This window comes from Streptomyces lanatus, assembly GCF_014655715.1.
In the GTDB taxonomy this organism is placed as follows: domain Bacteria; phylum Actinomycetota; class Actinomycetes; order Streptomycetales; family Streptomycetaceae; genus Streptomyces; species Streptomyces lanatus.
On record NZ_BNBM01000004.1, the window covers coordinates 498558 to 521183 of the forward strand.

Annotated in this window: 22 protein-coding genes and 1 pseudogene; 10 read left to right on the forward strand and 13 right to left on the reverse strand. The window is 70.7% G+C overall.

What is annotated here, in order from left to right; genetic code table 11:
- Window positions 1-2: 2 nt before the first annotated feature.
- Window positions 3-1211: a cytochrome P450 gene (locus tag IE325_RS14185; protein ID WP_190070196.1), complete on the reverse strand. Its 1209-nt coding sequence runs from the start codon at window positions 1209-1211 to the stop codon at window positions 3-5.
- A gap of 302 nt (window positions 1212-1513) precedes the next feature.
- Here IE325_RS14185 and IE325_RS14190 point away from each other — a divergent pair, with 302 nt between their 5' ends.
- Entirely contained in the window at window positions 1514-2161 is a 648-nt protein-coding gene (locus IE325_RS14190; RefSeq protein WP_506005348.1) for a LysE family transporter, read from the forward strand.
- An 88-nt stretch (window positions 2162-2249) separates the two neighbouring features.
- Window positions 2250-2699, forward strand: coding sequence for a nitroreductase family deazaflavin-dependent oxidoreductase (locus IE325_RS14195; RefSeq protein WP_190070198.1), 450 nt, complete (start codon window positions 2250-2252; stop codon window positions 2697-2699).
- Between the two features lie 63 nt (window positions 2700-2762).
- On the opposite strand, the gene IE325_RS14200 is transcribed toward IE325_RS14195, so the two are convergent.
- A complete protein-coding gene (locus IE325_RS14200; protein ID WP_229911809.1) occupies window positions 2763-3734 on the reverse strand; it encodes a cation diffusion facilitator family transporter in 972 nt (323 codons plus the stop codon).
- Between the two features lie 101 nt (window positions 3735-3835).
- Here IE325_RS14200 and IE325_RS14205 point away from each other — a divergent pair.
- Both IE325_RS14205 and IE325_RS14210 read left to right on the forward strand, forming a co-directional pair.
- Window positions 3836-4848: pseudogene (locus IE325_RS14205) on the forward strand (glutathione S-transferase family protein).
- 24 nt (window positions 4849-4872) lie between these two features.
- Window positions 4873-5187 carry a DUF4235 domain-containing protein gene (locus IE325_RS14210; protein ID WP_190070199.1) on the forward strand — a complete coding sequence of 105 codons (315 nt, stop codon included), beginning with the start codon at window positions 4873-4875 and terminating at the stop codon, window positions 5185-5187.
- A 28-nt stretch (window positions 5188-5215) separates the two neighbouring features.
- On the opposite strand, the gene IE325_RS14215 is transcribed toward IE325_RS14210, so the two are convergent.
- The 3 genes from IE325_RS14215 to IE325_RS14225 all read right to left on the reverse strand — a co-directional run bounded on the left by IE325_RS14215 (window position 5216) and on the right by IE325_RS14225 (window position 6913).
- Window positions 5216-5608, reverse strand: coding sequence for a VOC family protein (locus IE325_RS14215; RefSeq protein ID WP_190070200.1), 393 nt, complete (start codon window positions 5606-5608; stop codon window positions 5216-5218).
- Window positions 5609-5687: 79 nt separating this feature from the next.
- Window positions 5688-6152: a pyridoxamine 5'-phosphate oxidase family protein gene (locus IE325_RS14220; RefSeq protein ID WP_190070201.1), complete on the reverse strand. Its 465-nt coding sequence runs from the start codon at window positions 6150-6152 to the stop codon at window positions 5688-5690.
- Window positions 6149-6913, reverse strand: coding sequence for a TetR/AcrR family transcriptional regulator (locus tag IE325_RS14225; RefSeq protein WP_190070202.1), 765 nt, complete (start codon window positions 6911-6913; stop codon window positions 6149-6151). Before IE325_RS14225 ends, IE325_RS14220 begins: the two co-directional genes overlap by 4 nt.
- A gap of 125 nt (window positions 6914-7038) precedes the next feature.
- On the opposite strand from IE325_RS14225, the gene IE325_RS14230 reads away from it, so the two are divergent.
- The 3 genes from IE325_RS14230 to IE325_RS14240 all read left to right on the forward strand — a co-directional run bounded on the left by IE325_RS14230 (window position 7039) and on the right by IE325_RS14240 (window position 12364).
- Entirely contained in the window at window positions 7039-8547 is a 1509-nt protein-coding gene (locus tag IE325_RS14230) for an APC family permease (RefSeq protein ID WP_190070203.1), read from the forward strand.
- Window positions 8548-8568: 21 nt separating this feature from the next.
- On the forward strand, window positions 8569-10203 hold the full coding sequence (locus IE325_RS14235) for an amidohydrolase (protein WP_190070204.1): 1635 nt from the start codon (window positions 8569-8571) through the stop codon (window positions 10201-10203).
- Between the two features lie 532 nt (window positions 10204-10735).
- Entirely contained in the window at window positions 10736-12364 is a 1629-nt protein-coding gene (locus IE325_RS14240; protein WP_229911810.1) for a hypothetical protein, read from the forward strand.
- A 67-nt stretch (window positions 12365-12431) separates the two neighbouring features.
- Here IE325_RS14240 and IE325_RS14245 read toward each other — a convergent pair whose 3' ends face one another.
- The 6 genes from IE325_RS14245 to IE325_RS14270 all read right to left on the reverse strand — a co-directional run bounded on the left by IE325_RS14245 (window position 12432) and on the right by IE325_RS14270 (window position 17926).
- Complete coding sequence (locus IE325_RS14245; protein ID WP_190070205.1) at window positions 12432-13679, reverse strand: cytochrome P450; 1248 nt, start codon at window positions 13677-13679, stop codon at window positions 12432-12434.
- Complete coding sequence (locus tag IE325_RS14250; RefSeq protein ID WP_190070206.1) at window positions 13676-14281, reverse strand: GTP-binding protein; 606 nt, start codon at window positions 14279-14281, stop codon at window positions 13676-13678. The genes IE325_RS14245 and IE325_RS14250 overlap by 4 nt, the downstream gene beginning before the upstream one ends.
- Entirely contained in the window at window positions 14262-14633 is a 372-nt protein-coding gene (locus tag IE325_RS14255) for a DUF742 domain-containing protein (protein WP_190070207.1), read from the reverse strand. Before IE325_RS14255 ends, IE325_RS14250 begins: the two co-directional genes overlap by 20 nt.
- Window positions 14630-15040: a roadblock/LC7 domain-containing protein gene (locus IE325_RS14260; protein WP_190070208.1), complete on the reverse strand. Its 411-nt coding sequence runs from the start codon at window positions 15038-15040 to the stop codon at window positions 14630-14632. Before IE325_RS14260 ends, IE325_RS14255 begins: the two co-directional genes overlap by 4 nt.
- 3 nt (window positions 15041-15043) lie before the next feature.
- The gene (locus IE325_RS14265; protein WP_190070209.1) at window positions 15044-16774 is read right to left on the reverse strand and encodes an ATP-binding protein; all 1731 of its coding nucleotides are present in this window, start codon (window positions 16772-16774) and stop codon (window positions 15044-15046) included.
- A 141-nt stretch (window positions 16775-16915) separates the two neighbouring features.
- Window positions 16916-17926, reverse strand: coding sequence for a GlxA family transcriptional regulator (locus IE325_RS14270; RefSeq protein WP_190070210.1), 1011 nt, complete (start codon window positions 17924-17926; stop codon window positions 16916-16918).
- A 71-nt stretch (window positions 17927-17997) separates the two neighbouring features.
- On the opposite strand from IE325_RS14270, the gene IE325_RS14275 reads away from it, so the two are divergent.
- Window positions 17998-18948: an NADP-dependent oxidoreductase gene (locus IE325_RS14275; protein ID WP_190070211.1), complete on the forward strand. Its 951-nt coding sequence runs from the start codon at window positions 17998-18000 to the stop codon at window positions 18946-18948.
- A gap of 6 nt (window positions 18949-18954) precedes the next feature.
- Here IE325_RS14275 and IE325_RS14280 read toward each other — a convergent pair whose 3' ends face one another.
- Together IE325_RS14280 and IE325_RS14285 are read right to left on the reverse strand one after the other, a co-directional pair.
- The gene (locus IE325_RS14280; protein ID WP_190070212.1) at window positions 18955-20061 is read right to left on the reverse strand and encodes an NAD(P)-dependent alcohol dehydrogenase; all 1107 of its coding nucleotides are present in this window, start codon (window positions 20059-20061) and stop codon (window positions 18955-18957) included.
- 17 nt (window positions 20062-20078) lie between these two features.
- A complete protein-coding gene (locus IE325_RS14285) occupies window positions 20079-21530 on the reverse strand; it encodes an aldehyde dehydrogenase family protein (protein ID WP_190070213.1) in 1452 nt (483 codons plus the stop codon).
- Between the two features lie 103 nt (window positions 21531-21633).
- On the opposite strand from IE325_RS14285, the gene IE325_RS14290 reads away from it, so the two are divergent.
- Both IE325_RS14290 and IE325_RS14295 read left to right on the forward strand, forming a co-directional pair.
- Window positions 21634-22071: a MarR family winged helix-turn-helix transcriptional regulator gene (locus IE325_RS14290; protein ID WP_190070214.1), complete on the forward strand. Its 438-nt coding sequence runs from the start codon at window positions 21634-21636 to the stop codon at window positions 22069-22071.
- 162 nt (window positions 22072-22233) lie between these two features.
- Window positions 22234-22614, forward strand: coding sequence for an anti-sigma factor antagonist (locus IE325_RS14295; RefSeq protein WP_229911811.1), 381 nt, complete (start codon window positions 22234-22236; stop codon window positions 22612-22614).
- Window positions 22615-22626: the final 12 nt, after the last annotated feature.

Genomic DNA, 22626 nt, shown 5'->3' on the forward strand with positions numbered 1-22626 from the left:
TCTTACCAGGTCACGGGGAGTTCCAGCATCCCCTGGATCGTGTCGCCGGGTTTGAAGGGGATTTCCCCCGCCGGGACGGCAAGGCGCAGGGTGGGCAGGCGCTCGAAGAGGGTGCGCAGGGCGATCTCCATCTCGGCGCGGGCCAGGTTCTGGCCGAGGCACTGGTGGATGCCGAACCCGAAGGCGATGTGGTGGCGGGTGGGGCGGTGCCAGTCGATGGCATCGGGGTCGGGGTAGACGGACTCGTCGCGGTTGATGACCGAGGTCGAGAAGACCACGCCGTCGCCCGCCCGGATCGTCTCGCCGCCCGCCTCGATGTCCTCGGAGGCGACGCGCAGCAGCCCGTCCGCGATCGACAGCATCCGCATGAGCTCCTCGACCGCGGCGGGCAGCAACCCGGCGTCGGCGCGCAACTCGGCCAGCTGCTCCGGGTGTTGGAGCAGTGTGAAGGTACCCAGCGAGATCATGTTGGCGGTCGTCTCGTGGCCGGCGACCAGCAGGATGGTCGAGAGGGCGACGACTTCCTCGCGGTCGAGGTCGCCGTCGCGCAGCTGCCGGTGGACGAGTTCGTCGAGGACGCCGTCGCCGGGCTCCGGGTCCTTCTGCTTGCGGTCGATCAGCTCGATGAAGTAGTTCTCCAGCCGGTCCCGGGCGTCCATGGCCTCGGCCGCCGTGGCACCGCGCAGCAGGCGCCGGGACTCCCCCTCGAAGAAGTCGTGGTCGGCATAGGGCACGCCCAGCAGGGCGCAGATGACCATCGAGGGCACGGGCAGCGCGAAGGCGTTCACCAGCTCGGCGGGCGCCCCCTGGTCGATCATCGCGTCGAGCCGTTCGTCCACGATCCGCTGGATCTGCGGGCGCAGTTCGGCGGCTCGGCGGAGAGTGAAGCTGGGGACCATCATCCGTCGCTGGACCCGGTGTTCGGGGTCGTCGACGCCGAGCAGCGCGGACTTGCGGTCGCGTACCGCCGCGAACCGCTCGTTGGGCGCGGGGAAGCCGGGCCGGCCGCGGTCGGAGGACAGCCGAGGGTCGGCGAGCAGGGTGCGGGCGAGGGCGTGCCCGGTGACCAGCCAGACCGGGCGGCCGTCGTAGAGGGTGATGCGCGCCAGGGGGCGGGTGTCGCGGAGCGGGTCGTAGGCGGTGGGTGGGTGGTAGGGGCAGGTGCGGTTCTGGGGGAAGGCGACGGTGGGGGGTCGCGTCATATCGGTCATGTCCGTCATCGAGACCTCGCAGACGAGGGGTGCGTCGTGCCGATCTTCATTAGATGCCTGGGGCATCTAGCTGACGACGCCAAGTTCGGCCAGATCGGGCGCGCGGACAATCTGGCCGGGGATCGTCGCACAGAGCTTCGGTCCGGTGGGCGCCGACCCCGTGCCGCACGGCTCGCCTCCGTAATTCGCTTGTCGGCGGGCCGCCGCCACCCCCAGAATCCGGCCATGCCTACGATCCTCGCCTTCCTGCCGCTGACCGCCGCCGCTCGTCCGGTGCGCGTCCAGCAGCAGCCCGGCCGACCGTGGAGGCCCTCGCTTCCCACGTCGTGACCGCCGCGCTCGTCGCGGGGCTGCTCGCGGGCTACGGCATCGCCGTCCCGGTCGGCGCGGTCGCGACCTATCTCGTCTCCCTCACCGCCCGTACGTCCCTGCGGACCGGGGTCTGCGCCGCGCTCGGCGTCGCGACCGCCGACGGGCTCTACGCCCTCGTGGCCACCGTCGGCGGATCCGCGCTGGCCGCGGCGCTGCGTCCAGTCCTGGAGCCGCTGCGCTGGGCATCCGCCCTGGTCCTCGCGGTCCTCGCGATATGGGGCGCGGTCACTGCCGTACGCCACCACCGCGACCACCGGCTCGCCACCCGCTCCGCTCCCCCGCCCCCGAGCCCGGCGCGCGCCTATCTGGCGCTGCTCGGCATCACCCTGCTCAACCCGACCACCGTGATCTACTTCGCGGCCCTGGTCCTCGGCACCCGTTCGGCGGACGCCGTCTCCCTCCCGGAGCAGGGCGTGTTCGTCCTGGCCGCCTTCGTCGCGTCGGCGAGCTGGCAGGTACTGCTCGCCGGGGGCGGGGCGCTGCTCGGGCGGGTGCTGACGGGGCGGCGTGGGCGGTTGGTGACGGCGCTGGTGTCGAGCGGCGTGATTCTGGCGCTGGCCGTGCGGATGACGGTGTAGATGCGGTGCGGGCGGGATGAATCCCGTGCCTCCCGGTGTTCAGGGACGGTGCCAGTGAGCACCAGGACACGACGATGGGACCGATGTCATGCCTCTTGAGGGCGAGTACGAGCCCAGCCCGACCCAGTGGGTACGCGAGCAGGTGGAGCTGTACGAGAGCTCCGGCGGCACCCGGGGCACGACCCTCATGGACACGGGGATGCCCGTGATCCTGCTGACCACCAGGGGAGCCAGGAGCGGCAAGATCCGCAAGACGCCGCTGATGCGCGTCGAGCACGACGGCAGCTACGCCGCTGTGGCCTCGCTGGGCGGGGCGCCCAAGCACCCCGTCTGGTACCACAACGTCAAGGCCGATCCCCGGGTGGAACTGCGGGACGGTCCGGTCGTGCGCGAGATGAGGGCCCGCGAGGTCACCGGCGCGGAGAAGGACGAGTGGTGGGAGCGGGCCGTCGCGGCGTACCCGCCCTATGCGGAGTACCAGGAGAAGACCGACCGGGTGATCCCGCTGTTCGTTCTGGAGCCCTTCGAACAGGACTGATCGGCTCCGGAAACTTTTTCCCACCCGGGGTGCATGAACCGTCCGACGCCGGGCACACGTGCGTCAGGCCCCGCCGCGTTCCCCCGTCGCGGCGGGGCTTCCGTATGCCTCCCGGGCGGAGCGCTCGGTCACATCGAGGAAGATCTGGTCCGCCTCGGCCACCGCGTCGGCGATGGACCGCTTGATGCGGACGGCGACCTCCTCGACCTGTTCGCTGTCGAGCCCGGGCACCAGATCGACGCGGGCCGCCACCAGTGCGGTGTCCAGGCCCGTCTTCATGCTGTACAGCGCCTCGACGCTGTCGATCTCCGGCTGTGCCGCCAAGAGCGCACGGATCCTGGCGTCAGCCTCCGGGTCGGCGGCCTCCCCGATCAGTTGGTCGCGGGCGTCACGGCCCAGCCGGTAGGCGACGTAGACCAGCAGCGCGCCGATCGCGAGTGAGGCGGACGCCTCCCAGACGACCTGTCCGGTGATCATGTGCAGGGCCATGCCGGCGAAGGCGAGCGTCACGCCGAGCACCGCGGTGGCGTCCTCGGCGACGACGGTGCGCAGCGCCGGGTCGCGCAGACCGTCCGCCAGGCCGCCCTGCCGGCGCACCTGGTGCAGCGCCCGCACCAGCGACACGCCCTCGGCGACGAAGGCGACGCCCAGCACGATCATGCCCGCCACATAGCCGCTGAAGTGCCCCTCGCCTCCGCCGCGCAGCGCCTCGAAGCCCTGGAAGAACGAGAAGCACCCGCCCATCACGAAGATGCCGACGGCGGCGAGCAGTGACCAGAAGTAGCGCTCCTTGCCGTAGCCGAAGGGATGACGGGCGTCGGCGGGGCGGCGGCTGCGGCGCAGCGCGGCCAGCAGGAAGACCTCGTTCAGGCTGTCCGCCACGGAGTGCGCCGCCTCCGACAGCAGCGCCGGAGAGTGGGCGAAGAGTCCGCCGACAGCCTTGGCGACGGCGATGACGAGGTTGGCGGTGAGCGCCACCAGCACGGTGATCCGGGTCCTGCGATCCGTCTTCGGTGCCTCGTTCGTCCTGCTCACGTAACGCCGAATCCCCAGATCGATGGGGATCACACCGTGCCGTCGACGGAAATCGGGGGACTCGTGGGAGGCGGGACATACGGCGGAGAGGAGTGCCGGACATGAGCGGCGGGGGCAACGCGGCGTACGGGAGGAAGCCCTTCCAGCGGTCCAGGGCGCACTTCACGGACCGGATCACGGCGGACGGGCGGGACGGCTGGCCGGTGGAGGCGGGCCGCTATCGGCTGGTGGTCAGCCGCGCCTGTCCGTGGGCGAGCCGGGCACTGGTGTCCCGGCGGCTGCTCGGACTGGAGGGCGCGCTGTCGCTGGCGGTCGCCGACCCGATCCAGGACGACCGGAGCTGGCGCTTCACGCTGGACCCGGGCGGCCGGGACCCGGTGCTCGGCATCCGCTATCTGAGCGAGGCGTACGACCGGCGGGAGACCGGCTACCCGGGCGGCGTCAGCGTGCCCGCGATCGTGGACGTGCCCACCGGCCGGCTCGTCACCAACGACTACCAGCAGATCACCCTGGACCTCGCCACCGAGTGGACGGCACTGCACCGCGAAGGTGCGCCCGACCTGTATCCGAAGGCGCTGCGGGACGAGATCGACGCCGTGATGGCGGACGTCTACGAGGACGTCAACAACGGTGTGTACCGGGCGGGCTTCGCCACCGGCCAAGCGCGCTACGACGAGGCGTACGACCGGCTGTTCCGGCGGCTGGAGCTGTTGGCGGAGCGGCTGTCCGGGCGGCGTTATCTGGTCGGCGACGCCATCACGGAGGCGGACATCCGGCTGTTCACCACGCTGGTCCGCTTCGACGCCGTCTATCACGGCCATTTCAAGTGCAACCGCTGGAAGTTGACGGAGAATCAGGTGCTGTGGGCGTATGTCCGCGATCTCTACCAGACGCCGGGGTTCGGTGACACCGTGGACTTCGACCACATCAACGGCACTACTACCTGGTGCACAGCGGCATCAACCCGACCGGAATCGTGCCCCTCGGCCCTGACCCGGTGGGCTGGTTGACGCCGCACCACCGCCAGGAGCTGGGCGGCAGGCCGTTCGGCGACGGGACGCCGCCCGGGCCGGTGCCCGAGGCCGAGCGGGTCCCGGCGGGCGGACGACCCTGATCGACGGAGGAGGCGCGGGCGCGCATGGCCAAGAAGAACAAGAAGCAGAAGAAGCTGAAACTCCCCCTGGCCTACAAGCCGCTGGGTTTCGCCCTGGGCTGGGCGAGCGGGGCGCTGGCGGGGCTCGCCTTCCGCAAGACCTGGATGGCGATCCGGAACGAGGAGGACGCACCCGACGCGCTGGACCGGGAGCGCGGCTGGGGCGAGATCCTGCTCGCGGCCGCGGTCCAGGGCGCCCTCTTCGCGGTGGCCCGCAGCCTGGCGGACCGCACGGGAGCGAAGGCGATCGAACGGAAGACGGGCGTGTGGCCGGTGACGGACCAGGGCGGCCGGGACTGAGGGCGGCCCCGGCCCTGGGGGCGTGGGCTCAGCCCTGTTTCGGTGCCGTCGCCGTCACGCGGCGCAGGGTGAAGGAGTGGCCGGCCGGGTCGGAGTAGCCGCGCTCCTCATGCGGACCGGCGGGCTCCTTCGTCTCGACGGGACGGCCGCCGAGCCCGACGATGCGGCGCTCGGCCTCGTCCAGGTCCTCCACCACGAAGTCCAGATGGGCCTGGAGGGAGTTCTCTGGGCGCGGCCAGCTCGGCGGGGTCGCGTTCATGTCGCGGCGAAACGCCAGCCGGGTCCCGTCGGCACCCCTGATCTCCACTCGGTTGGCGGTCACGTCCGTCTGCTCGCCTTCCAGAAGCTCCGTGTAAAAGAAGGCGAGCCTCTCGGGCTCGGCGCAGTCGAGCACCACGAAGCCCGCTTTCACCACTGGCATGGTTCCTCCGCAGGAGTCCTGGGCGCGGGACGCGCTGCCCCGCCGCCCTGTCCCCCACGGGTGTCCAGGTCGGCCCGTTTCAGTCCGCCACCAGCCACTTCCCGTCCCGCATCAGCTGGCGCCCGGTCAGCTCATCGGCCTCGCGCCAGGCCTGCACCCGGGTCGGCAGGACGCGGAAGTACAGGTAGGGCGTGCTGAGCCGACGCGGGTCGAAGCCGGTCTTCGCCGCGAAGCGGTCGCCCTCCTCCTCGGACAGCTCGGCCGGGGTGATCGTGTCGACGGTGCCCTCGACCATGACGACATCGCGGGTCGGGCCGATGCCCAGGCGAGTTCTGCCGGTCGCCCTCAGGTTCCGTCCGGTCGGGCTGCCCGCCGGAGTGGCCAGCAGCAGGGTCGAGCCGTCCCAGAGGAAGGACAGCGGCACCAGGAACGGCACTCCCCCGCCCGCGTCGGCGGTGGCGACCCAGACGTCCTCGTCGTTCTCCAGACGGTGCAGGGTGTCCTTCATGCGCTGTTCGGCGGAGCGCGGGGCGGGCTTGGTCATCGGCGTACTGCCTCCTCAGGGGACGGTTTCGACGGACGGTACGGCACCCCGGCCGGGGACCGGATCTCTTCCAGTCGCGCCGCGGCGGCGCTGAGCAACAGGTCCAGGGCCGTGGGGTAGGAGCTGCGGGGCATGTCGGCCACGAGATGGCGGGCGGTGGCGGCGATGTGCGGATGGGTGTCGGCGGGCAGCCGCGCATATGTCGACCGCCAGACCGCCGCCTCGGCCTCCTGTGCCGCCTTCGGCATCGCCCTGGTCGCCGAGTCGAGGGCGCCATGGGCGAGGGCCTGGTCGACGAAGGCGTGGTAGATCCGCACCGCCTCCGCGTCCGGGAATCCCGCGTCGCGCAGCACGCCGAGGATGGTCTCCACGGCCTGGATCTCGTACGCCCGCCCGGTCACCCGGTATGAGCTCAGCACCGCGGCCCGGGGATGGGCGAGGGCACCGGCGTGCATGCGCAGGCCGAGATCGCGCAGGTCGGCGCGCCAGTCGCCGGTGGGACGCCAGGTGCGCAGGGTGTGGCCGATGAGCTCGTCGGCGATGGCGAGCATCAGGTCGTCGGTGTGCCGGAAGTAGCGGTAGAGCGAGCTGGGATCGGCGCCCAGGGAACGGCCGAGGCGGCGCACGGAGAGGGCGTCGGCGCCGTGCTCCTCGATGAGTCTGAGGGCCGTCTCGACGATCAGTTCCTCGGACAGGACGACGCCCTGCTTGGTGGGGCGCCTGCGCTGCCGGGCGGCGGGCGGGACGACGCGCTCACTCATGGACTGCCTCCCTCGGGCCGGTGCCCGAACCTTACGACAACACCGTTGACCTGTTAAGCCCTCGGTCGGTTTCATGTCCGCTCATCGGGGCCGACCGGGCCCCCGATGCGAGCGGAGACCCGGCCATGTCCGATCAGCAGCCCCCCAGCGTCGTCGATCCTCCCGCGCGGCCCGAGCTGCGCAGGTCCCTCGGTGTCCTGGACGGCATCGCCATCGCCGCCTCCAGCACGGCCGCGACCACCAGCATCGGCATCGGCCTCGGGGTCACCGCGGGCATCGTCGGACTGCATCTGCCGGCGATCATGCTGCTGGCGTTCCTGCCCATCCTCGGCATCGCGGGGGCCTACTCCCGGCTCAACAAGGTCGAGCCGAACGCGGGCAACGGCTATGTATGGGTGGGCCGTTCGCTCACCCCGTGGCTGGGCTTCATGGTGGGCTGGGTGAACATCGTGGCCGTGGTGGCGTTCCTCGCGTACACCACGGCGGTCACCGGCTCCGCCCTGCTCCAGCTGGCGGGCGACGCCGGAGTGCACCGGGTGGGCGGGCTCGCGCTGGATCCGGGTTCGACCGCGCAGACCACGGCGGTCGGCATCGTGGTCCTGGTGGCGGTCACGCTCACCGCCGTGACCGGCATCCGCACCGCCGCCCGCCTCCAGGCCGGCCTGCTCGTCTTCGAGTACGTCGTCCTGCTGGGCTTCTGCGGCTACGGCATCGTCACCGGCCCGCACGACTTCAGCCTGAGCTGGTTCGACCCGTTCGCGATCCCCTCGGCGTCGGCGCTGGCGCAGGGGCTGCTGCTGTCGGTGTTCTGCTACTGGGGCTTCGAGTCCGCGTTCACGGTGAACGAGGAGGTGCGCGACCCGCGCGACGCGTCCAGGGCCGGCATCATCACCCTGTGCACCATGCTCGGGCTGTTCCTGCTCGGCTCGATCGCCTTCCAACGCGTCCTGTCCGAGGAGGAATTGGCCGGTCATGGCGCCCAGGGCCTCGCCTTCTTCGGTGAGCGGCTGGCCTCCCAGCCATGGGCGGCGCTCCCCCTGATCGCGCTGATGTTCTCGGCGGTGGCCTCGCTGCAGGCCGGGGTGATCCCCACCGCCCGCGGGATGTTCGCGATGAGCCGCGACCGTACGCTCGGGCCGGTGTGGTCCAAGGTCAGCCCCCGGTACGGCACTCCGGCCGCCGGCACGATGCTGATCGGCGCGCTGGCCGTGGCGGTCGCGGTACTCGCACTCGTCATCCCGCGGCTCGCCGACATGATCATGGCGACGGTGAACGCCGTGGGCATCGTGGTCGCCCTGTCGTACGCACTCACCGCCCTCGCGGCCGCCGTGCGCTTCCGTGCCCTGCTGCGCGAGGACTTGTGGCAGGGGGTGCGCGCGGTGGTCCTGCCCACGCTGAGCGCGCTCGCCCTACTGGGCCTCGGCGGCTATCTCGGCTGGTCGTTCTACACCTCCGCCGACCACTTCGAGGTCAGCGCGGACAACGGCTGGTTCCTGCTCTCCACTCCCCTGGCGATGATCGCGTCCGGCTTCGTCGCCGCGGCCTGGGCCAGGTGGGTGCGCAAATCGCCCTACTTCCGGACCGGCAAGGGCACCGACGCCGACGCGCCCCAGCTGCTCGTCACCTCCCGATAACTCCCGACCAGGAAAAGGAACATGTACGCAGATCTCCTCTTCACCGGTGGTCCCGTCCTCACCCCCGAGGGCCGCACCGCGACCGCCGTGGCCGTCACCGGCGAGCGCATCACGGCCGTAGGGCGCGAGGAGGTGCATGATCTCGCCGGACCGCGGACCGAGGTGGTGGACCTCGCCGGGCGGCTGCTGGTGCCCGGGTTCCAGGACGCGCATGTGCATCCGGTGCCGGCGGGGCTCGAGCTGAGCCAGTGCGATCTGACGGGGACGAAGACGGCGGACGAGACTCTCGCCGTGGTGCGGGCGTACGCCGACGCGCATCCGGAGCGGGAGTGGATCACCGGCGGCGGCTGGTCGATGGAGGCGTTCGAGGGCGGTACGCCGACGAGGGAACTGCTGGACGCGGTGGTGCCGGACCGGCCGGTGTACCTGCCCAACCGGGACCATCACGGCGCCTGGGTCAACAGCCGTGCCCTCGCGCTGGCCGGCATCACACGCGACACGCCCGACCCGGCCGACGGGCGGATCGACCGGGACGCCTCCGGCAAGCCGAGCGGAACTCTTCAGGAGGGGGCGATGCAGCTGGTGGGACGGCTCACCCCGCCCGCCACGCTGGCCGACCGGGTGGCGGCCCTGCTGCACGCCCAGCGGCATCTGCACGCGCTCGGCATCACGGCCTGGCAGGACGCGCTGGTGGGCGAGTTCCTCGGCATGGACGACCCGTCGCAGGCGTATCTGGCGGCCGCCCGGGACGGCTCGCTCACCGCGCGTGTCGTGGGCGCGCTGTGGTGGGACCGTGAGCGCGGCGCCGAGCAGATTCCCGAACTGGCCGAGCGGCGGGCGGCGTTGAGTCACGGCCGGTTCCGCGCGACCAGCGTCAAGCTGATGCTGGACGGCGTCGCCGAGACCGGCACGGCCGCGCTCGTGGAGCCCTATCTCGACAAGTGCGGCTGCGCCACCGTCAACCGGGGCACCAGCTTCATCGACCCGGAGCAACTCCCCAAGTACGTCACCGAGTTGGACGCGCTGGGCTTCCAGTGCCACTTCCACGCGCTCGGCGACCGGGCCGTACGGGACGCGCTGGACGCGATCGAGGCCGCGCGCGCCGCGAACGGACCGAGCGACACGCGGCCCCACCTGGCCCATCTCCAGGTCGTCCAGCCCGCCGACATACCGCGTTTCGCGCGGCTCGGCGCCATCGCGAACATCCAGCCGCTGTGGGCCGCGCACGAACCGCAGATGGACGAGCTGACCATCCCCTTCCTGGGGCCCGAACGAGCCGCGTGGCAGTACCCGTTCGGCGCGCTGCTGCGCTCCGGCGCCCGGCTCGCGGCGGGCAGCGACTGGCCCGTGAGCAGCCCCGATCCGCTGCACGGCATCCATGTGGCGGTCAACCGGGTGCCCCCGGGCGGCGGCGACACGCCGGTGTTCCTACCCGGCGAACGCATCGGACTCGCCGAGGCGTTCGCCGCCTACACAGCGGGCTCGGCGCGGGTGAACCACCTGGACGACACAGGTGAGGTGCGGGCCGGGGCGCTGGCCGATCTCGTGGTGCTCGACCGCGATCCGTTCGACGGGGCGGCTGAGGCGATCGGCGACACGCGGGTCGCGCGGACGTATGTGGGGGGCGCGCGAGTATACGCAGCTCAAGAGGCGTAGGCAGTAACGGACATCACGGTGGGGTCACGCGTAGATCATTTACGCTCTGGGCAGCCTCACACCGCTTCTCGGTTCAACTTTCGGCCATGGAAGCTGAGTTCGAGTGCACGGGTGGCCGGATCGGCCACCCGTTCGCAGGACGGGGGGTCTTTTTTTCGCCGTCTCCCGGAAGGAAGCGCATGCCCCAGGACGTCACCGGTCTCCCCTTCGACACCTCCGACAGCAGACATCTGGAATAGGCGCGGGCCGTTCATGAAAGTCCGGCGGCCCCGAGGATGACTCCGCCGCGGACGAGCCGCTCGCCTCGTTCGAGAACCGAGCGGGCCCAGGGCAGCCTCGCGGAATCCGCAGAAGACCCCCAGACACGACCGGCCAACAACCACGGTCGATCGATTCCGTTGTCATGACCACAGCTTGTTGGGAGACCGGTGTGAAATCTCGAGTCGTAGATGCTGTGCCGAAGGCGTCCGCCGACAGCTTGATCCCCGCGCAACCGAGCGCCCAACTCCAGCCAACGGAGGCGGGGCACGCCTTGGCCCGCCTCTTCATGGAACGCACCAAGGGCAGGACCGAGGAATACCGAAAGTTCCAGAACGCCGCTCAACAACGGCTGGACGCACTCATACTCCCGCACACCGGCACCACGCTGCGTTTGGAGGGAGCCCTCCATCTGGCACAGCCCGTGTTCCTCCCGCCCGACGAAGAGGGCTACGCCAGGTTGGGGCACCTCGACGCCGCCCTGCGCGTGATCGAGGCGGCCTTCCCCCAGGTCAGCACCGATATCGAGATATGCCGACTGACCTGCATGATGCTGGAGGGGGCCTGGCGGAGCCGGGCACTGACGCCGCCGCGCGAGGTGGACCAGCCGGACGTCTGCGACTGCGCGCTGTGCCGCCGGCTGCCCACACCCCCCGCACGCACGCTGGGTGACTACGGTTGGCGGCAGAGCGCCGGTCGTCCCCTCACCGTCAAGACCTGGCCGTACCGCCGGGAGCTCGACAGTGTCCTGACCGGTGGGTGGTCCTGGACCCGGCAGATGAACGACCGCGAGCGGGACATAGGCCACCGCCACCGCTTCGAGGACGACATTCTCGTCTTCCACGAATACAAACGCGTGATCGACACCATCGATACGACGCGTCTCACCCAACACGTCGAAGGCCGCTTGGCCGAGAACTTCAGCATCAACAGCGCACGGGCCCTGGTCAGCGGACTCTTCTCGGCCCACAAGCGATCCGTCGACGAGTACTGGGTCCAGCAGCACCACGCGGGCAGCGTCACGCTCCCCCAGACCAACCCGCTCGGCCAGAGCACCTACTCACTCCTGCAGATGCTGGACTGCCTGTTCTGGCACGTCGCACCCGACACCGAGCTCTGGCAGGAGGAAAACCTCGCCTCCCTGCTGCTGTGCCGCGTCATCGACGACATGACCGACGTACGGGCCGATGCCCTCACAGGCGAGATCAGCAACTTCTGGCTCGCCGAGATGCCCACCCACTCCAAGGCCCTCTACGCCGCCTGCGCCATAGCCCTCGTCAAGTACGGCTGCATGCCCGAGGCGCATGACGCGATGTGGAACACCTGGCTGATGACCACCACCATCGTCTGGATGGGGCTCACGGGCCGCCACGCCCTGTGGTTCGACGGCATCACCCCGGGCCTCCCCTCGACCGAGGACTGCCCGCTGTGCGACCTGCAGCCCAACCCGTGCACCGGCATCCTCACCCACGGCACGACCCTCACCATGGCCCCGCGGCCCACCGCACCGGCACTGAGCGCCCGGAGCACCGAGCTGTCCGCACGCTGCCGAGCCCAATACCCCCGGACCTGGCCCCTCTTCGACGCCGAGCTCCATGCCTTCGAAGCGCTGCACGGCCCCTGGTACGGCAATGTCGAGAGCACATGGGAGATCTTGCGCCGCACCTACATCGCCGCCGTGGAGGCATCCAGCGCCGCACCGTCCACGGCCCGCGCTCGTGAGGTCCAGCAGGACGCCGGCGTGGTCGGATCCGAGCAGTTCCACACCCTGCACGACCCGCAGACCGGCAGGGAGGACACCGCGCTGCTCGCCTACATGTTCGCCGGCGCCCACCCGCACTTCCTCTGGAACGCCACGGGATACCGTCCCACGGGAGTCGAGGGAGACTGGCTCGACGGCTGACGCCGCCTCGGAACGGTGTGAGGAAACGGCGCTGCCCGGCCGGGAGTCCGGCCGGGCAGCGGTGGTGTCAGACGGAGAACTCGACCGGCAGGCTGTCGAGCCGGAACTCCCACGTGGAGGCGGTCGAGGAGAGCTCCTCCGACGGCGCCGCCAGGCGCAGGCCCGGCAGCCGGTGCAGCAGGACGTCCACACCGATCTCGATGATGGACTGGCCGATGTTCTGTCCCGGGCATTCGTGCGGTCCGGCGCTGAACGCCAGGTGCGCCTGGTTGTCCTGCACTGCGACGGCCGAGTCGGGTCGTACCTCCGGGTCGAGGTTGCCGGCGGCCAGGCCCAGGATGAGCAGTTCTCCCTCCTGGATCTGATGGCCTCCGAGTTCCAGGTCGGAGGCGGCGAACCGGCCCGGCAGCACGGCCAGCGGCGGGGTGTCCCACATGACCTCCTCCACCACCGAGGAGATGTTCAGCTGCCCGCTGACCAGACCCGACAACCGGGCCACGTCGGTGAGGACCAGTTGCAGGACCCGGGCCAGCAGGTTGCTGGTGGTGGTGTGCGCGGCGATCAGCACCAGGCGCAGATGGCTGACGACCTCGTCGTGGTCGAGGCCTGCCGGGTGCTCCAGCAGAGCCGTGGTGAAGTCGGAGCCCGGCTCGGCCCGCTTGCGCTCGGCGAGTTCCGAGAGGATCTGCATGATCCGGCCGTTGTGCTCCAGGGCATCCTCGCCGCCCTTGAAGACCTGGGCGCACGACTCGACGAGGCGCAGCCCGTCCGCCGAGGGAAGGCCCAGGATCCGGGTGAGCACGAGCATCGGCAGGTGCTCGGCGTAGTCGGCCACCAGGTCGGCGCGCCCGGTGTCGGCGAACGCGTCGATCTGCTTGTTCGCGAAGTACGTGGCGTGTCGCCGCACGCCGCGGCTGGAGGCAGCGAGCAGTCCGTCGGTGACCGCGCCGCGCAGCCGGCGGTGCGGTTCGCCGTCCTGGGAGACGCAGTCGGGCCGCCAGCCGACCATCGGGATCAACGGATGCGTCTCGGACACCCGCCCTTCCCGCCAGTCCCGCCAGATCCGCGCGTCCCGGCTGAACTGGCGCGGATTGTCCAGCACCCGGCGGTTGTCGCGGTAGCCGAGCACCAGCCAGGCGGGGACGTCGCCCTCCAGCAGCACCGGCGCCACGGACCCGTGCTCCTTGCGCAGCCGCTCGTAGATGCCGTACGGATCGGTCGACGCCTCCGGCCCGAACAGCCGGGTGAGGTCGGCCCCGTGGGCGACCGGGCAGCCGCGCGGGGCGTCGGGATCGTTCAAGGGCTGGGCGTTCAACGGGACTCCAGTGCGACGGCGGAGCGATCCTTCAAGTGACGTATCAGGGCGACGAGGACATCGCGGCTGGAGGCCCTGTCCCGGGCGTCGCAGGCCACGACCGGGATGTTCGCGGGGATGTCCAGCGCGTCTCTTATCTCCTCGACCGGATAGTCCTTGGAGTCGGGGAAGACGTTCAGCGCGACGACGAACGGCACGTTCTGCCGCTCCATCTCCTCGATGGCCCGGAAGCTGGAGGCCAGGCGCCGGGTGTCGACCAGGACGATCGCGCCGAGCGCGCCCTTGAACAGGCCGTTCCACAGGAACCAGAAGCGCTCCTGCCCGGGCGTGCCGAACAGATACAGCATCAGGCTTTCATTGAGGCTGATCTTGCCGAAGTCCAGGCTGACGGTGGTCTCCGTCTTGTCGGCGACGCCGATGAGGTGATCGTCGGCGGCGCTGGCCTGGGTGAGGGTCTCCTCGGTGGTGAGCGGCTTGATGTCGCTGACCGAGCGGACCATGGTGGTCTTCCCGGTGCCGAATCCGCCGGCGATCATCACCTTCACCGAGCGTGTGCCCCCGGAACCGGGCCCGCCGGGCTGGTCAAAGCCTTTGAAGTCCACTGAGTACCTCCTCAAGGAGCGCGAGGTCCGGCCCGCGGCCGGCGGAGTGCGCCGGGATGGGGTCACGGGCTTCGACACGGCCTGCCTCCAGCAGATCCGTCAGCAGCACCGCGAGAATGTTGAAGGGCAATCCGAGATGGGCGCCGAGTTCGGCCACCGACAGCGGATCGCGGCAGCGCCGGAGGATCTCCTCGTGCTCGTGCTGCATCCCCGGGACGGGGGTCGTGCGGGAGACGATGAGGGTCGCCACGTCGAGACTCGACGCCGAACCGCCCGGTCCGCTACGTCCCTTGGTGAGGACGTAGTAACGCTCGAGACCGGACGGATTCGTGGACCGGCGGGGAGCACTCATCCAGAGTGCTCCTCCAGGCGCGGCGTGGTGCCGAGCAACTCGCCCATCCTGCGCGCCAGGTCCCTCATCTGATGGCCGAGCAGGCCCTGGTCGAGTCCCTCGCGGGCGAGGACACCGAGATAGGTCTCCACTCCGGCGCGTACGACGAAGAGGTGACCGCCGTCGACCTCGATCATCGCCAGCCTGAGCTGCCCCGCGTACTTGGGGAACTGCTCGGCGACCGGCTGGGCCAGCGCCTGCAGTCCCGCCACCACGGCGGCGAAGCGGTCCACGTCGTCGGGGTCCTCGGCGCCGTAGGCGGTGATGGCCTTGCCGTCGCTGGAGGCCACTAGGGCGAAGTTGATCTCCTGGATGCTCTCCACCAGGTCGCGGAGCGCCCAGCTCACGTCGGTTCCCTGTTGCGTCATGGACTAGTCGCTCTCTTCGGTGCGGTACTGCTCGGTGGACTCGCTGCCGTCGGCAGGCCCGCCGTCCTCGCCCGCCTCACGGCCCGCGGTGGCGAAGGCGGCCAGCCCGGCGAAGGACGCGTCGGGCGGCACGGCGACGACGGATGTCGTCTCCTCGCTCCGCTCCGTGCGTCCGGCCGGCTCGTGGCGTGCCTCCTCGTGCCGTTTGCTGCGGCGCCGGGGCAGACCGCCTGGCGTGGTGTCCACGGCGTCGGCGGTGTCCGCCGGGGCCGTCTCGACGACGACCGCCTCACGGACCGGGGCCGCCGGCGCTTCGGCCTCCACCGTCGGGGCGACCGACGCCGGGGTGGCGGAGGCGGCCGCGGGCAGCGGGCTGAAGTACTTGTGCGGGACCACGATCACCACCGAGGTGCCGAGCCACGGCGAGTCCGCGAAGGTGACGCGGATGCCGTACCGGCGGGCGAGGATACCGACGACGCGCAGACCGATGTTCGCGTCCTCCGAGATGCCACCGAGGCCCGCGCCGGGCGCGGTGCCCGTGAGGGCGTGCTCGGCGTCGCGCTTCTTCTCCTCGCTCAGACCCTTGCCGGAGTCCTGGATCTCGATGCCGACGCCGTTCGGGACCTCCTTGCCGGAGACCAGCACCGGCTCGGTGGGCGGCGAGTAGCGCGCGGCGTTGTCGAGGAGATGGGCGAAGATCAGCGTGAGGTGGTCCACCAGACCGCCGTCGACGCCGAGTTCGGGCAGATGGCGTACGTCGATCCGGTGGAAGTCCTTGATCCGGCCGATGCCGCCGCGCACCACGCTGAGCAGGCGCTGCGGCTCCTGCCACTGGCGGCCGGGGCGGTCCGAGCCGCCGAGGACGCTGATGCTCGCGGCCAGACAGTCGGCGGGGCCGATCGCCTGGTCGAGTTCCATCAGACCCCGGGCGACGGCCGGGAGTCGGCCGTGCTCGCCCTGCATCTCATGGAGCCGCCCGCGGAGCTTGCTGGTCAGCACGTGGATACGGTTGCCGACGCTGATCACGGCCTGCTCGGCGGAGGTCGAGCGGTTGAACTCCTCCTCGACCCCGATCAGCGAGGTCCGCAGGACCTTGCGCAGACTGGCCTGGAGTTCGGTGCTGACCTTGGCGCACTGGTTGACGCTGGGCAGGACGTCGTCGATGGCATCACCCTCGCGCAACTGCCTTAGCGCTTCGGGCAGTTGCTCGTCGGCGAGCCGGGCGACGGCGGCCAGCTGGTGGGTGAGCTGCTCCTGCCAGACCTCGGCCTGGTCGGCGAGCTGCGCCTCATAGGACTGGGCCTGGGCGGCGATGCGCTCCTCGTAGGAGCCGCTCTCCTCGGCGAGGCGCTCCTCGTACGCGCGGGACTGCTCGGCCAGTTGGGCCTCATAGGCCCCGGACTGTTCGGCGAGGCGGCCCTCCAGTGCGGCGCGGTCGGAGCTGAACTTCCGCTCCAGGCCCGCCACGTGCTGCTGCCACTGCTGGGAGTGCTCGGCCTGCGAGGTGCGGAAGTCGCCCTCGGTCCGGCGCAGTTGCGCCCGGGTGCGGAGCAGGAGGCGAACACACACGGAGCTCGCGGTGGTGGCCGCGACACCGGCGACGGCGGTGGTTATTCGCTCCGAGCTCATGAACGTGGCGGCAACGGTCCCACCTCCTAAAGCCAGTGGCATGAGCCACCAGCTGTACCAGGCGACAGGGGGCCGCGCCGCCGGCGGCGGTGTGGCGAGTTCCATCTGCATCCTTCGAGGCGACGATCGAACAAGGGGGGTGTGCTGGCGATCGCACTCATGAGTACGCACTGCGGGAATGACCGATCACGATCGAGTCAACTCGCAGCGCCGAACGGGAGCTTATCGGGTTTGAACGCAAAAGGATCAACCATGTGTCTTGACGGAAGTGAGGATTCCGTCACTCTCCGCCAGGGGAGGACGAGTCGCGCTGGTCCGGAAGGTGCGGCGGTACGCCTGCGGTGACACCCCGATCGCGGCGTGCAGATGCTGGCGCAAAGACGTGCCCGTGGCGAAGCCGACGCGACCGGCGATCTGGTCCACCGACAGGTCGCTGGATTCCAGCAGGTGCCGGGCGCGGACGACACGCTGCTGGATCAGCCAGCGGCCGGGGCTGAGGCCGACCTCGTCGTTGAACCGGCGGGCGAAGGTGCGCCGGCTCATCCGGGCGTGACCGGCGAGGTCGGTGAGGGTGAGGGGCTCGTCGAGGTGCTCCAGGGCCCAGGCTCGGGTGGCGGCGGTGCTCGCGGCTCCGCTCTCGGGCACCGGCTGCTCGATGTACTGGGCCTGGCCGCCGTCCCGGAAGGGGGGCACGACACAGCGCCGGGCGACGGCGTTGGCGAGTTCGCCGCCGTGGTCGGTGCGGACGATGTGCAGGCATACGTCGACACCGGCGGCAGCCCCGGCCGAGGTGAGGATCCGGCCGTCGTGGACGAACAGGACGTCCGGGTCGAGGTCGATCCGGGGGTGGCGGCGCCGCAGGGATTCGGTCACCTGCCAGTGCGTGGTGGCCCTGCGGCCGTCCAGCAGGCCCGCGGCCGCGAGCACGAAGGCCGCGGTGCAGATCGACACGATGCGCGCGTCCGGGCGGATCAGCGCGAGGGCGTCGGCGAGCTCCGCGGGCAGCTCCGCGGGGATGTACGCGGGAGCCATGGAGGCGACGACCACGGTGTCGGCGGTGGCGAGGATCTCCGGGCCGTGCTCGACGCCGATGGTGAAGTCGGCGTTGCTGCGCACCGGGCGGCCGTCGACGCTGCAGGTCAGCACCTCGTAGCGGCCGTCCGCCGCGCCGAAGATCCGGCTGGGGATGCCCAGCTCGAAGGGATACACACCGTCCAGGGCCAGCACCACGACCCGTTCCACCTGCTCATCGCTCATGGCACGATGTTATCGAAGGTTGGCAATCGTGCCATTTTCTGGCGGGGCGGCGCCGGGCAGGCTGGTTGACCATGAGCACTGTGAACACGATGCGAGCCATCAGCCAGGACACCCTCGGCGGTCCCGAGGCACTGAAGGAAGTGGAACTGGAGCGCCCGACGCCGCGCCCGAACGAGGTGCTGGTGCGCGTGCGCGCCGCCGGCGTCAACCCGACCGACTGGAAGCACCGCGCGACCGGCGGCTTCCTGGGCGAGCCGCCCTTCGTCCTGGGCTGGGACGTCTCCGGCGTGGTCGAGGCGGTCGGTATCGGCGTCGCCCGCTTCCAGCCCGGCGACGAGGTCTTCGGGATGCTGTCGTACCCCTTCGGGCACGGCTCGCACGCCGAGTACGTCACGGCCCCGGCCCGCGCCTTCGCCCACAAGCCGGCCGCGATCGACCACGTCCAGGCGGGCGCGCTGCCGCTGGTCTCGCTGACCGCGTGGCAGGCGTTGGTCGAGTACGCCGATGTCCGGCCGGGACAGCGGGTGCTGATCCACGCCGCGGCCGGCGGCGTCGGGCATGTGGCCGTGCAGATCGCCAAGGCGCGCGGCGCGTATGTCATCGGCACCGCGAGCGCGGGCAAGCACGAGTTCCTGCGGGAGATCGGGGCCGACGAGGCCATCGACTACCGGGACACGGACTTCACCGAGGCCGTGAAGGACGTCGATGTCGTGCTGGACACGCTCGGCGGCGACATCTCCACGCGCTCGCTGCGGGTGCTGCGCCCGGGCGGGATCGTCGTGTCGATCCTGCCGGGGGGTTCGAACGACCTCTACGAGGAGGCCGAGCGGCTCGGTGTGCGGGCGCTGCGGATGCTGGTCGACGCCTCGCACAGCGGGATGAGGGCGATCGCGGAGCTGGTGGAGGCGGGGAAGCTGCGCCCCGCGATCGCCGGTACCTTCCCGCTGGCCGATGCCGCGAAGGCGCACGCGCTGGGCGACACCGGCCGGACCACGGGGAAGCTCGTCCTGGTGATGGACTGACCGGGGTCAGAACGTCAGCACGGGCTTGATCGCCTTGCCCGCGCCCATGTCCCGTACCGCCTGGTCGATCTCCGTGAACGGATAGCTGCTGATCAGGCGGTGCAGCGGGAGCCGTCCTTCCTTCACCAGCTCGACCAGGGCCGGAATGAAGGTCTGTGTCTCGGCGTCGCCGAGGGTGAGGCCGACGATCCGCTTGCCGCCGAGCAGGCCGTTGACGTCCAGGGCGACCTCGGTGCCGAAGGGCGGGGCGCCCACGACGACCAGGGTGCCGCGGGCGGCGAGTGCGTCGACGCCCTGGCGCAGGACGCCGACGTTGCCCGTGGTCTCCACGACGCCGTCGGCGCCCCTGCCGCCGGTGATCCCGGCGAGCGCCTCGCCGAGGTCGGCCTCGGCGGCGTTCACGGTGTGCGTGGCGCCCAACTCCCTTGCCAGCGACAGACGTTCGGCGACGCGGTCGACGGCGACGATGGTGGTGGCGGGGGTGAGGGCGGCCGCCATGACGGCGGACAGGCCGACCGCTCCGGCGCCGAGGACGACGACCGTGCTGCCGGTGACCGGCTTCAGTACGTTCCAGACGGCGCCAACACCGGTCTGTACGCCGCACCCCAGCGGGGCGATCGAGGCGAGGGGCACCTCCGGGTCGACCTTCACCAGGCTGCGTTCGTCGACCAGTGCCCGCTCGGCGAAGGAGGACTGGCCGAAGAAGTGACCGCCGAGCTCCTCACCGCCCCGGCTGATGGTGCCGGTGCCGTCGGCACGCCGGCCGCCGATGAGGTTCAGCGGCAGCCAGGTAGCGCAGTACGCGGGGTGTCCGCCGCGGCAGTCGCGGCAGTCGCCGCAGGAGGTGAAGGACAGCACGACGTGGTCGCCGGGTGCGACGCCGGTCACGGCCGGGCCGACGGCCTCGACGACGCCCGCGCCCTCGTGGCCGAGGACGCCGGGGAGCGGGAAGGGCAGTCCGCCGCTCGCCACGCCGAGGTCGGTGTGACACAGGCCGGTCGCCACCATACGGACGACGGCCTCGTGCGGCCCGGGGTCGGCGAGTTCGACGTCGGACAGGGTGAAGGGGGCTCCGCCCGACTCGACGACGGCGGCGCGGGTGGGGGTAGGCATCGCAGGAACTCCTAGGCTCAGTCGAGCGAGACGACGACGGACTTGGTGGTGGTGTAGGCGTCCAGCGCCTCGGGCCCGTACTCGCGGCCGAAGCCGGAGTCCTTGACGCCGCCGAAGGGCACGGCGGGGTCGAGCATCGCCCAGTCGTTGACCCAGACGATGCCCGCGTCCAGCCGGTCGGCGACGCGGTGGGCGCGGGCCAGATTGCCGGTCTGGACCCCGGAGGCCAGCCCGTACGGGGTGGAGTTGGCGAGCTCGACGGCCTCGTCCTCGGAGTCGAAGGGCTGCACGGTGAGGACGGGGCCGAAGATCTCCTCCTGGACGACCCGGGAGTCGTTCGGCAGGTCGGCGATCACCGTGGGCTTGTAGTAGTAGCCACCGTCCAGATCGAGGCGCTCACCGCCGCAGACGATGCGGCCGCCCTCCTTGCGGGCCAGTTCGACGTACTCCTCGACCTTGCGCAGGTGCCGCTCCCCCGCCATCGGGCCGACGACGGTCTCGGCCGCCCGCGGGTCGCCGACCGGGACGCCGGGCACGGCGTCGGCGAGGATGCCGAGCACCGTGTTGTGCACCTGGCGCGCCACCAGCAGCCGGGGTGCGCCCATGCAGAACTGCCCGGTGTTGAAGACGAACCCCTTGATGATCGCGCCGACGGCTTTCTCCAGGTCGGCGTCCTCGAAGACGACATGGGCCGCGTTGCCGCCGAGTTCCATGGTGACGGGCTTGAGCGTCTCGCCCGCGATGGCCGCGACCTTCCGGCCGACCGAGGTCGAGCCGGTGAAGGCGACCTTGTCGACGCCGGAGTGCCGCAGCAGCGCCTCACCGGCCGCGGGTCCACCGGTGACGACGTTGACCACACCGTCCGGGACACCGGCACGCTTGAAGAGATCGGCCATGTAGAGGGCGCTGAGCGGGGTCTCCTCGGCCGGCTTGTGCACCACGGTGTTGCCGGCCGCGAGCGCCGGGCCGATCTTCGAACCGGCCAGGATCAGCGGGAAGTTGTACGGGGTGATCGCCGCGACCACGCCGAGGGGCCGGCGCCGGACGTAGGCGAGGGCGTTCATGGGGGTGTCGCGGACGGAGCCGTCGAGCGAGTGGGCGAGGGCGGCGAAGTGCTCGTAGTCGTTGGCGACGTTGTTGACGTCGACGGCGTGGGCGAGCGTGATCGGCTTGCCGACGTCACGGCTCTCCAGCTCGGCGATCCGGTCGGCGTTCTCCCGGATCAGCTCGGCCACCCGGTGCAGCACCCTGCCGCGCTCACGCCCGCTGAGTCCGGACCAGGCGCCATCGTCGAAGGCGTCCCGCGCGGCGCGCACGGCCGCGTCCACATCGGCGGCACCGGCGTCCGCGACGGTGGTGAGGACCGTGCCGCGGGACGGGTCGACCACCTCGGTGCGGGCTCCGTCGGCGGCCTCGCGCCACCGACCCCCGATGAACAAGCGACCGGGTTCGATCTCGAAGGTGGTCATCGCCACTCCTCAGCCTCATCGCCAAGATTTCAACCAACAGGTTTCCTGTTGGTCCGCAGTCTCATTACAGACAGGATTCCTGTCAATGCTCTAGGCTGAACGCATGCTCGACGCCCAGCCGACCAAGGCACCGCCGTCACTGCTCTACATGGTGAAGCAGGTGGAGCTAGTCGTCCGCTCCCACCTGGACGAACTGGTCAAGCCGTCCGGGATCACGGCGCTGCAGTACACCGCGCTCACCGTCCTGGAGAGACACGACGGACTGTCGGCGGCCCAGCTGGCCCGCGACTCCTTCGTCACGGCACAGTCGATCGCCGACCTGCTCCGGAGCCTGGAGAGCCGTGGGCTGGTGCGCCGGGAGCGCAATCCGCGCAATCGCCGGGAGCTGCTGATCCTGCTGACCGACACGGCCCGCGAGGTGCTCGCCCGTCACGCGGGTCCCGTGCGGGAGCTGGAGGAGCGGATGGTGCGGGACCTCACGGCCCATCAGACCGAGCAGCTCCGCCAGGCACTGTCGAGGGCGTGGCACGCATTGTCGTGACCAAGCCCGTCACACCCCGTACATCCCGCGAAGCATCTGTCGCAATTCAAAGACATATGTCAATCGAACATGCTCAGATTCGCTCGATCGAGGGTAACTTGCAGTGCGGGGACTGGATTTGAGCAGCCCGACTCAAGTGAACAGGTTGGAGGCGATGTCGTCGTGCAGCAGGATCCTGCGCCGTTCAGCCGGCATCTGCGCGTCCACCGGCACCGGGACCACACGGTGCTGGAGTTCCGCGGTGAGATCGACATCGCGGCCGCCGTGGAGATCGCCCCTTACCTGGACCGGGTGACGGCCCACCCCGAGGCGCGGATCGTGATCGACCTGAGGAACATCGAGTTCTTCGACTGCTCGGGACTGCGCCTGCTGTACCGGGCCCTGGTCCGTACGCACGACCACGGCGGGCAGCTGCACCTGGTCTGCACCCATCCGCTGACCCTGCGCGTACTGCGGATCACCGGCCTGGACCGGCTGCTAACCCCGCATCCGACACCGGACGCGGCACTCGGCCAGCCCGAGGCCACGTCCGGCACATTATGAGGGCCCGGTCGA